This is a genomic window from uncultured Campylobacter sp., assembly GCF_938045225.1.
GTDB lineage: Bacteria > Campylobacterota > Campylobacteria > Campylobacterales > Campylobacteraceae > Campylobacter_A.
Window position 1 is genome coordinate 1 of sequence record NZ_CALINL010000144.1, and the last position, 8,547, is coordinate 8,547.

11 protein-coding genes are annotated in these 8,547 nt (G+C 47.5%); 2 read left to right on the plus strand and 9 right to left on the minus strand.

The annotated features are described in order from the left end of the window. Window positions 1-328: 328 nt before the first annotated feature. The 9 genes from ychF to folD form a co-directional block, all read right to left on the minus strand. Window positions 329-1,432, minus strand: a complete 1,104-nt coding sequence (gene ychF / locus Q0200_RS05360; protein WP_297938689.1) for a redox-regulated ATPase YchF — start codon at window positions 1,430-1,432, stop codon at window positions 329-331. After that, on the minus strand, window positions 1,432-2,883 hold the full coding sequence (locus tag Q0200_RS05365; RefSeq protein WP_297938691.1) for a leucyl aminopeptidase: 1,452 nt from the start codon (window positions 2,881-2,883) through the stop codon (window positions 1,432-1,434). The genes ychF and Q0200_RS05365 overlap by 1 nt, the downstream gene beginning before the upstream one ends. Further along, window positions 2,864-3,466, minus strand: coding sequence for a DedA family protein (locus Q0200_RS05370; protein ID WP_297938692.1), 603 nt, complete (start codon window positions 3,464-3,466; stop codon window positions 2,864-2,866). Before Q0200_RS05370 ends, Q0200_RS05365 begins: the two co-directional genes overlap by 20 nt. Next, window positions 3,466-4,014 carry an adenine phosphoribosyltransferase gene (gene apt / locus Q0200_RS05375; protein ID WP_122874170.1) on the minus strand — a complete coding sequence of 183 codons (549 nt, stop codon included), beginning with the start codon at window positions 4,012-4,014 and terminating at the stop codon, window positions 3,466-3,468. Before apt ends, Q0200_RS05370 begins: the two co-directional genes overlap by 1 nt. Window positions 4,015-4,034: 20 nt before the next feature. Beyond that, entirely contained in the window at window positions 4,035-4,364 is a 330-nt protein-coding gene (locus tag Q0200_RS05380; protein ID WP_297938694.1) for a hypothetical protein, read from the minus strand. After that, a complete protein-coding gene (rpiB, locus tag Q0200_RS05385) occupies window positions 4,361-4,801 on the minus strand; it encodes a ribose 5-phosphate isomerase B (RefSeq protein WP_297938696.1) in 441 nt (146 codons plus the stop codon). The genes Q0200_RS05380 and rpiB overlap by 4 nt, the downstream gene beginning before the upstream one ends. A gap of 110 nt (window positions 4,802-4,911) precedes the next feature. Beyond that, a complete protein-coding gene (locus Q0200_RS05390) occupies window positions 4,912-5,565 on the minus strand; it encodes a site-2 protease family protein (protein ID WP_297938699.1) in 654 nt (217 codons plus the stop codon). Beyond that, window positions 5,562-6,428, minus strand: a complete 867-nt coding sequence (gene lepB / locus Q0200_RS05395; RefSeq protein WP_297938702.1) for a signal peptidase I — start codon at window positions 6,426-6,428, stop codon at window positions 5,562-5,564. The genes Q0200_RS05390 and lepB overlap by 4 nt, the downstream gene beginning before the upstream one ends. 3 nt (window positions 6,429-6,431) lie before the next feature. Continuing rightward, the gene (folD, locus tag Q0200_RS05400; RefSeq protein ID WP_297938706.1) at window positions 6,432-7,283 is read right to left on the minus strand and encodes a bifunctional methylenetetrahydrofolate dehydrogenase/methenyltetrahydrofolate cyclohydrolase FolD; all 852 of its coding nucleotides are present in this window, start codon (window positions 7,281-7,283) and stop codon (window positions 6,432-6,434) included. A gap of 82 nt (window positions 7,284-7,365) precedes the next feature. Here folD and Q0200_RS05405 point away from each other — a divergent pair, with 82 nt between their 5' ends. Both Q0200_RS05405 and Q0200_RS05410 read left to right on the plus strand, forming a co-directional pair. Then, window positions 7,366-7,722 carry a cytochrome c gene (locus tag Q0200_RS05405; protein ID WP_297938709.1) on the plus strand — a complete coding sequence of 119 codons (357 nt, stop codon included), beginning with the start codon at window positions 7,366-7,368 and terminating at the stop codon, window positions 7,720-7,722. Then, window positions 7,719-8,547, plus strand: an 829-nt coding sequence (locus Q0200_RS05410; protein ID WP_297938712.1) for a glutamate-1-semialdehyde 2,1-aminomutase, incomplete at its 3' end; no start/stop codon positions are given. The genes Q0200_RS05405 and Q0200_RS05410, both read left to right, overlap by 4 nt.

Consider the following 8,547-nt stretch of genomic DNA (forward strand, 5'->3'; position numbering starts at 1 on the left):
AAATCGCGCGACATTGGCATTCTTTAAAATTATTTTGATGCGGAGTAAAATTGGCGCGGTTACGAAAACGGCCATGATCTTTTTCAAATTTTTCCTTAAATTTAGCGCCGAGCCAAATTTGAGCGACAAAACCCGCGCTGAGCTAAATTTAATCGCGCCATTAAAAGACTAAAATTTTATGGCGCGGTTACCAGAGTATCCAAGACGCCGATGCAAAAATTTATCTTGCCCTCGCTTAGACTAGTAAGCTGCGCGGCAAGAAGGGGAGGCGGTCAAATTAGCCAAGAACCGCTTGGTTAGCAAAGCCAAATTTGACCGATTTTGCGCCTTAGACGTTAAATCTAAAATGCATCACGTCGCCGTCTTGAACGACATAGTCCTTGCCTTCTAGGCGCATTTTGCCCGCTTCTTTTGCCGGATTTTCGCCGCCGCACGCGATGTAGTCCTCGTAGCCGATGACTTCGGCTCTGATAAATCCTCGCTCAAAGTCGTTGTGGATGACGCTGGCGGCTTTTGGCGCTTTCCAGCCTTTTACGATCGTCCATGCGCGCACCTCGACGACGCCAGCGGTAAAATAGCTGATCAAATTTAGCTTCGCAAACGCCGTTTTGATGATCTTTTCCAGACCGCTTTCGTTCGTGCCTAGCGAGCTTAAAAACTCATGCGCTTCTTCGTCGCTAAGGCCTACTAGCTCCTCTTCGATCTTGGCGCAAAGCTTGATAACCTCGTGCCCCGAGCGCGCGGCAAACTCGCGAAGCGCCTGTACGTATTTATTATCCTCTGAGATGCCGTCCTCATCGACGTTTGCGCCGTAGACGACCTCTTTTGCGCTGAGTAGCCTTAGCTCTTTGTTTAAATTTATAAACGCGTCGTTGTCCTTGCTGCCGAAACTGCTCGCGCTTTTGCCGTCATTTAGGTGAGCTAGCAGCGCATTTGCCGTCTCTAGCGTCTCTTTTGCGCCTTTTGCGTTTGCTTTAGCTTCACGAGTTAGGCGCTCGATTTTTTTGTTTAGCTGCTCGATGTCGGCTAGTATCAGCTCGGTTTGGATGATCTCGATGTCTCTTACTGGATCGACGCTGCCCTCGACGTGAGTGATGTTCTCATCTTCAAAGCAGCGAACGATGTGCAAAATAAGCTCGGTCTCTCTGATGTTTGATAAAAATTTATTGCCAAGTCCCTCGCCAGAGCTAGCCCCTTTTACAAGGCCTGCGATATCGACAAATTCGATGGTTGAATACTGAATTTTATTAGGATTTACTATCTTTGCAAGCTCGTTTAGGCGTTTATCAGGCACTGGTACGATGGCTTTGTTTGGCTCGATAGTGCAGAACGGATAGTTCGCGCTTTCGGCGTTTTGCGCTTTCGTTAGCGCGTTAAAAGTGGTTGATTTGCCGACGTTTGGCAAACCTACGATACCTACTGCTAGTCCCATTACAGCTCCTTTGCCATAACGCATAGATAATAAAGATTCATTCGCACGCCCGCTCCCGTCGCGCCAGCTTGGTTATATCCCCAAGCTTTTTCGGTGTATGCGGGGCCTGCGATATCTTGGTGTATCCACTTGTCTTTAAACTCGTCTTTTATAAATTTATCTAGGAATAGCCCTGCCGTGATCGCTCCGCCGTAGCGACTGGACGCTGTGTTGCTGATGTCTGCGATCTGGCTTTTGATTAGCTCGCGCAAATGGGGGTTAAACTCCAAAATCGTGTTTAGCTCGCCGCTCTTTGCCGCTTTTGCTTTAAATTCGGCCTTTAGCTCCTCGTTGTTGCCCATTATGCCGCTAGTGTATTCGCCAAGACCGACCACGCAAGCGCCAGTTAGCGTCGCCATGTCGATGAGAATATCGGGCTTAAAATCTTGCGCGTAGCTAAGGCAGTCGGCGAGTACTAAACGGCCCTCGGCGTCGGTGTTGCGCACCTCGATGCTAACGCCGCTGCGAGATATCAGCACGTCGTCTGGTTTATAGGCGTTGCCGCCGATCATATTTTCCGTCGCGCCTAAAATAGCGTGAATTTCAAACGGCAAATTTAGCTCGGCCGCGCCTTTAATTATACCCATCGCCGCAGCCGCGCCGCTTTTGTCGGCTTTCATCGTTAGCATATAATCAGCCGGTTTTAAGCTAAGTCCGCCGCTATCGTAGGTTAGCCCTTTGCCGACGAAGATTATGCGCTTTTTCGCCTCTTTTGGCTTGTAGATTAGGTGGATTAGGCGAGGCGGGTGGACGCTGGCTTTATTTACGGCTAAAAATGCGTTCATCTTTTCTTTTTCGAGGAATTTCTCGTCGTAAATTTTGCAGCTTAAATTTGTGCTAGACTCGGCTAAATTTTGCGCGTCCTCGGCCATTTTTTGCGGGGTGTAGATTTCAGGTATTTCGTTTACGATATCTTTGGTGAAATTTGTCGCCGAAGCGATTATCTCGCCGTGAGCAAAGCCGTCCTTTGCGTCGTTTTCGCGGACCTCCTTGTCGTTATACTCTTCCTTGCTAAAAATAATATCTTTTAGAGCGTATTTTTCTTTTTTTTCTTTGTATTTGTTAAATTCATATGCGCCTAGCAAAAAGCCTTCGGTTATAGCTTGAAAGCTCATTTTTTGGCAGCCTGCGAGATACGAGGCTAGTTTTAGGCTTTTGACATTTAGAGATTTTACGGCGTTGTAGGCTTTTGCCGCAGCTATGCGAAGCTCGTCGTAGCCAAGCTTACTAAGCGGTACGTAGATCCTGCCGCTTTCTAGCAAAAGCAAGACGCTTTCGCCATTGTAGTTGGCGAATTTAAACGCCTTTTCGTCTTTTATAAATTTATGTTTTAGGTTTTTATCTACGACGAAAATCAGCTCCAAATCGGCCTTGATCTCGCTTAATTTTTTATTAGTGAGTTGAAACTGCACTTCTGTGTCTCCTATCGTTTAAAATTTTATTTTCTATGCGCTTAAAGCCGTAGAGCAAAGCGCCCAAAAATATCGCTACTACCGGCACTGCGACGTACCAATGCTCTTTTGCTTTGTGCAGGATATCAAGTATGTGCTCGCCTAAAATCCATGCAGGAATTACCGTGATCGCGGCCCAGCACCACGCGCTTATTAGGTTTATAAACGCGTATTTTTTTGCGCTGTATCCGGTTAAGCCTATGGTCATCGGTATGATGACGCGAAAGCCGTACATATAGCGCTGAATAAAAATGATCGGCCAGCCGTATTTTTTTAGCATTATGTGCGCGATGGCGAATTTACGGCGCTGAGTGTGAAGCTTTTTGGCGATATATTTTTTGTTATAGCGGCCTAGATAAAAGTAAATTTGATCGCCGACAAAGCCGCCCAGACCTGCTACGAAGATGGCCGGCGCGATATGCATATGCGTTTGATGAGAGAGGATTCCCGCCATTATGAGCGCCATTTCGCCTTCCATTATGCACCAGACGAATAGTATGATGTAGCCGTACTCAATGAGTAGTTTCGTAAAAAATTCTTCCATCATAGCTCCAAAATACTGTAAATTTTAGTTAGCGGGCGTAAATTTGCACTACCGCCCAGATCCTTTAAATCGATCAAAAAGCAGGCCTCTACGCAAACGGCGTTTGTTTGATTGATTAGCTCGACGCTAGCCTTGGCCGTGCCTCCCGTAGCGATTAGGTCGTCGATTAGAAGCACCTTTGCGCCCGCTTTTTCGCCGAATGCATCGACGTGAATTTGCACTTCGTCCACGCCGTATTCTAGGCTGTATTTTTGCGAGATCGTGATGTATGGCAGTTTTTTTGGCTTTCTAATCGGCACGAAAGGCAGCCGCAGCCTAGCCGCCAAGGCCGCTGCGAATATAAATCCGCGCGACTCGATGCCCGCGATAAAGTCGATATCGGCACCCTCGTATCTGGCAACTAGATGATCCATTAAAAAATTAAACGCCTCTTTGTTGTTTAGCAGCGTCGTGATATCGCGAAATACTATGCCCGGTTTTGGAAAATCGTTTATGCAGCGGATGGAATTTAATAAAAATTCCTTCCCCGCTTTGTCTAGTTCTTTCATTTTTTGCCTTTAAATTTGATTTATAGTAGCGCTTCGATTTTGCCCTCTAGCTCGCGGATGCGCTGGCGGAGTTTGTCGTTTTCCAGGCGGTACTGCGAGTTTCTGGTGCGAAGGGCGTTGGCATCGTTTTTGACTTTGTTTAGTTCGTCGGTGAGGATGTCGATGTTGCCCAGACCGCGCTGGAGCTGAATTTGTAGTTTGCGGATGACGACTTCGGTGTCTTGGAGATTATTTTTCATAAATTCGCGCGTCGTACGTTCTTTTTTAAGTAGAGTTTTAAAGTAAAACACCATAACGATAAAATAGATGCAAATACAAATCAAAACGGTAAGTATGAGCCAATCTATCATTTCTCGCCTCCTAGCTTTTTCACGCGTCTTTCGTGCCTGCCGCCGGCAAATTCGGTAGCGAAAAAGGCTTTTATCATATCAGCGGCTACGGCGTCGCCGATCGTTCTAGCACCCATGGCTAGCACGTTTGCATCGTTGTGCTCGCGGGCTAGTTTTGCCGTGGTGACGTCGTGACAAAGAGCGCAGCGAACGTGCGAATAGCGGTTGGCTGCAATACTGATGCCGATACCCGTGCCGCAGATTAGCACGCCGTATTCGTTATCGCCGCGTAAATTTTGCGCTAGAAGCTCGGCAAAATCGGGGTAATCGACGCTATCTTTGCTATGCGTTCCTAGGTCGCATACGTCAAAACCTTCGTTCTTTAAAAGTTCGCAAATTTGCGCCTTAAGATCAAAGCCCGCGTGGTCGCTCGCGATAAAAATTTTGTCTATTTTCATGAAATTTCCATAAGCTAAAAAATGCTTAATTATAGCAAAAAAGCATTAAAGTAAAATTTCGCCGCGAGCCTTTTGGAGCGAAATTTAGGCTAAATTTTAAAATTCGCCGCCTATAAAAACATCCTCATTATCGCGACGGCGTATCGTATCGGCTCGAAAAAGTAATCTTTTAGCGGCGAGATCACGATGATAACTAGCGCGATAAAGCCGTATCTTTGCATGCTATTTAGCCGGTTTGCAGCGCCGTGAAGCCCGAAAATGCGCAAAAGATACTCAAGCGCTTTGGAGCCGTCAAGAGGCGGGATGGGGTAGAGGTTAAAGAGGGCTAGGACTAAATTTACGGCTGCAATCATAAATACAAACTCCGCTATCGCGCCGTCAAAAAAGCCGTCAAAACCTATAAATTTAAACGCGCAAAACGCTAGCGCAAAAAGAGCGAGGTTGTATGCGATACCTGCAAGCGCGACGATGATAGCGGCCTTGTAGCCGCCGTTATAAAGCACCGTGCGTAAATTTATGGGTACGGGTTTAGCCCAGCCAAACGTCACTCCCGTGCTAAGATACATGAGTGCGGGCACGACGATAGTGCCTAGCGGATCTACGTGTTTTATGGGATTTATACTGAGCCGCCCCAAATTTTTAGCGGTTAGGTCGCCGAATTTAAACGCCGCGTATCCGTGTGCGATCTCGTGTCCGACGACGGAGATAACGAGCACGGCGACCAGGATCGCTACCTGAGCGAAGTCGATATTTTCAAGGTTCATTCGATCTTAGTTCCGTCGTTTTTAGCTTCGGCTCTGGCGGCGTCTAGCAGCTCAGGCGAGTTTTGTATAAAGTCCACGCTCTTGCCCACCCTGTTCCATCTGATTTTGTATTCGTTATCCCAGCTAAAGTAGACAAACCACGGCTTGCCGACTATGTTTTTGTAAGCCACCGGCCCCCAAAAGCGGCTGTCGTTTGAGTGGTCGCGGTTATCGCCGATCATGAAAAACTCGCCTTCAGGGACCTGAAAATAAAATGCGTTAAACGGATAGTTGCCTACGCTTGGCAGCTCGTTTACGATAACGGGTTGCATGGCGAATTTGCTCGCGTTTAGGTAGTTTACGGCTAGTTCGAATAAATTTACCTTCTCGTCGTAGTGGATGCCGCCGAATTTATAGGGCTCTTTGACGAAAAGTTTGCCTCCTAGTTTAATGATATCTTTTTCGTTAAAATTTGCCTTTATAAACTCCTCGCCCTCGTGCGGGTGTAAAAATAGTGCCTTTTCGGTAAATATCACTTCATCGCCGCCGACTGCAAAATTTCGCTTGACGTAGTGGATCTTTTCATCGTGAGGATAGCGAAAAACCACGATATCGCCGCGCTCGGGTTTGGCTCCCTCGATGAGGTGGCCGTTACCGTTAAAATCTGGCAAAACCTTGACCTCGATCCACGGAATGCGCGGAGTCGAGATGCCGTAGCTAAATTTTTTAACGAAAAGATGATCGCCGACTAAAAGCGTGTCCTTCATCGAACCAGACGGTATCACGAAGGCCTGTGCGACAAAGAAAATCACGAGCAAGACGATGATGACCGTGCCCGTCCAGCTGTTTGAAAAATCTAAAAATTTATTAAACGCTTTTTTCAAAATTTATGCCTTTTTCGCGCGGTTTTTGGCTGATTTTATGGTGTTTGACAGTAGCATCGCGATAGTCATCGGGCCTACGCCGCCGGGAACGGGCGTTATAAACGAGCATTTGGGCGCTACCTCGTCAAATTTGACGTCGCCTTTTAGCTTGCCGTCGTCCATGCGGTTTATGCCTACGTCGATTACGACGGCGCCCTCTTTTACCATATCAGCCGTTACGAAATCAGCCCTACCGATAGCAGCTACGAGGATATCGGCACCCGCACAGATTTCCTTTAAATTTCGCGTTTTGCTATGCGTCACGGTTACGGTCGCATTAGCGTTTAGCAGCAGATTTGCCATCGGTTTGCCCACGATGTTGCTGCGTCCGATCACGACGGCGTTTTTGCCCTCCAAATTTATATCGTAGGCTTTAAAAATTTCCATTATGCCTAGCGGCGTGCAAGGCACGAAGCCGTCAAGTCCGCTAGCTAGCTTGCCGACGTTTATCGCGGCAAAGCCGTCCACGTCTTTTGCGGGGCTAATGGTTTCTAAAATTTTATTCGTATCTATATGCTTTGGTAGCGGTAGCTGAACTAGGATACCGTCGATACCGTCGTCTAAATTTAACACGTCTATTAGCGCGATTAGCTCGCTTTGCGTCGTGGATTCGGGCAAGCGGTGCATCACGCTTTTTATCTCGCAGGCTATGCAGGCTTTTTCTTTTGCCGCGACGTAGGTTTGGCTAGCTTTATCCTCGCCTACCAGTATCACCGCAAGCGCCGGCTCTATGCCTTGATTTTTCAAATTTAGCGCTTCGTTTTTTACTCTTTCCTTGACTTGTGCGCTTACGTTTTTGCCGTCTAATATCGTCATTTTCGTCCTTTATTACTTTTTAATCGCAAAGATTGTATGATAGCTAATTTTAGATTAAATTTACGAAAAAGCGAAAGAATTTATGAAAATTTGGCTGATTTTTTGGTTGCTTTGCGGCACAGCGTTTGCGAGTGATTTTATCACGAAAAACGAATACGCAAAGATGCTCTATCAAAATCCGCGCGGCATCGGCTGCGACAAGTGTCATGGCAAAGGCGGCGAAGGCTCGCTCATATCAAAATATAGACATTTCGATAAAAAAACGAAGCAGGTCATCGACGACGAGCTAAGAGCGCCCAGGATAAACAATCTTGATTTTGAGACGTTTAAAGAGGGTGTGCTAAGCGCTAGAAGCGTGATGCCTAGCTACTTTCTAACCGACGAAGAGATAAATTTGCTTTACGAATACGTTATAAATTTCAACAAGGATAAAAAATGACTAACAAAGAAGCTTTTGGACTGGCTAAAAAATATATTCCGGGCGGCGTAGATTCGCCCGTTCGCGCGTTTGGCAGCGTAGGCGGCGAGCCGTTTGTGGTGGACCGCGGCGAGGGCGCGTATCTGGTCGATATAGAGGGAAACCGCTATCTGGACTTCATCCAGAGCTGGGGACCGCTCATTTTCGGGCACTGCGATCCCGACATCGAGAGTGCGGTGATAGCGACGGCTAAAAAGGGACTAAGCTTTGGCGCTCCGTCAAATTTAGAAACGAGGCTTGCAAAACTAATCTGCGACGAGTTTAAAAACGTAGAAAAGGTACGTTTTGTTAGCTCGGGTACAGAGGCCACGATGAGCGCGATCCGCGTGGCGCGCGGCTTTAGCGGCAAGGACGGGCTGATAAAATTTGAAGGCTGCTATCATGGACACAGCGACGCGCTTTTGGTAAAAGCAGGCAGCGGCGCGACGACCTACGGCAACGCTTCTAGCGGCGGAGTGCCGGCAGACGTGGTGAAAAACACCTATCTGGCGCGCTACAACGATATAGAAAGCGTGCGGGCGATATTTGAGGCAAATCCTGGCAAAATCGGCGCGCTAATCATCGAGCCGATCGCGGGGAATATGGGGCTCGTGCCTGCTGATAACGAGTTTTTAAGCGAGCTTAGGCGACTTTGCGACGAAAACGGCGCGGTTCTGATTTTCGACGAGGTTATGAGCGGTTTTCGCGCGAGCAGGCACGGATCGTTTGAATTTAACGGCATCGAGGCCGATCTGGTAACATTTGGTAAGGTTATCGGCGGAGGCTGCCCGGCGGCGGCATTTGGCG